Origin of the sequence: Psychrobacter sp. 16-MNA-CIBAN-0192 (assembly GCF_040309565.1) — a bacterium.
Lineage (GTDB): Bacteria > Pseudomonadota > Gammaproteobacteria > Pseudomonadales > Moraxellaceae > Psychrobacter.
In genome coordinates, this window is sequence record NZ_JBEOOX010000625.1 from 1 (window position 1) to 243 (window position 243).

At 42.0% G+C, this 243-nt stretch carries 1 protein-coding gene; it reads right to left on the reverse strand.

Annotation, left to right across the window (positions count from 1 at the left end; genetic code table 11):
* A partial coding sequence (locus AAEY78_RS14625; protein ID WP_352340185.1) for a hypothetical protein occupies positions 1 to 229 on the reverse strand: 229 nt, incomplete at its 3' end.
* Positions 230 to 243: the final 14 nt, after the last annotated feature.

Consider the following 243-nt stretch of genomic DNA (forward strand, 5'->3'; position numbering starts at 1 on the left):
TAGCAATATCACGGCCCATTAAAAAACCTTGTGCTTGCGCCGCACTTAATTCCATTGTTTTTGCTGGATTATGTGCTGCTGCTGATAGAGCAATGACGGCTTCATGTTTTGCTTTGTAGCCTTTTTTCATCGCATCAGCGAGCTTAATGCCAATACGCTGAAAGCGCATTTTGCCTATAAAAGGAATAAATTGGACTGGAAACAACCAATATTCATCGTCACGCAACATGATCACATCATCGC